General features: G+C 66.1%; 1 protein-coding gene. It reads left to right on the top strand.

Annotation, left to right across the window (positions count from 1 at the left end):
• Positions 1–1,021: PAS domain-containing protein (locus APH30_RS27280; protein WP_156326756.1), on the top strand; the 1,021-nt coding region annotated here is incomplete at both ends.

Consider the following 1,021-nt stretch of genomic DNA (forward strand, 5'->3'; position numbering starts at 1 on the left):
TGGTCACGCGGTACCCAGGCGCTGTTCGGCTTCGACCCCCAGCGCCCGCTGCCCGCCGATGCCGATTACCTCGACCTGCTGCCCGAAGAGGACCGCGCCCGTACCCGCCAGGTGTTCCAGGCGATTTTCAACGGCGAGCCGGTGGAACGCGCCATGCGCCACCGCATCCGCTGGCCGGACGGCAGCCTGCACTGGCTGGAGATCAACGGCAGCCTGACCCACGACCAGCATGGCCGGCCACAGATGATCGGGGTGGTGCGTGAAATCACCCGCCAGCGCGAGCGGGAAGCGGCATTGATCAACTCGGAGAAGCGCTTCGCCACGCTGTTTCACCTCAGCCCCAACGCCATTTTGCTCTCCCGCCGCCACGACGGCATGATCTTCGAGGTCAACCAGCATTTCGAAGACATGTTCGGCTGGCCTGGCAGCCAGGTCATCGGCAAGACCAGCCTGGAGCTGGGCCTGTGGGTCAACCCCGAGCAGCGTCAGCAGGTGATCGAGTCGACCCGCGCCAACGGCGACCCGCAGATCATGGAGGTCCAGTTCCGGGCCATCAGCGGCAAGGTGCACGACGGCATTCTCTGCACCCAAGGCATCGAACTGGAAGGCGTGACCTTCCTGATCAGCACCTTCGTCGACACCAGCGAGCGCAAGCGCGCCGAGCAGGCCCTGAAAGACAGCCAGGAGCGCCTGGACCTGGCCCTGGACTCGGCGCAGCTGGGCACCTGGGACTGGCACATTCCCAGCGGCATGCTCTATGGCTCGGCCCGCGCCGCGCAGTTGCACGGCCTGCCGCCGATTCCTTTCCACGAGTCGTTCGACGCCTTCTTCGAGGGTGTACCGGAACAAGAGCGCAACTCGATGCGCCAGGCCTACCGAAGCCTGCGCGAAGGCCCTGCCGGCAACTACCAGATCACCTACCGGGTGCAGCTGGAAAACGGCGTTTCGCGCTACATCGAGAGCCGCGCCCGGCTTTACCGGGACGACCAGGGCAACCCGCTGCGCATGGCCGGCACGTTGC

Origin of the sequence: Pseudomonas sp. NBRC 111127 (assembly GCF_001320345.1) — a bacterium.
In the GTDB taxonomy this organism is placed as follows: Bacteria; Pseudomonadota; Gammaproteobacteria; order Pseudomonadales; family Pseudomonadaceae; genus Aquipseudomonas; species Aquipseudomonas juntendi.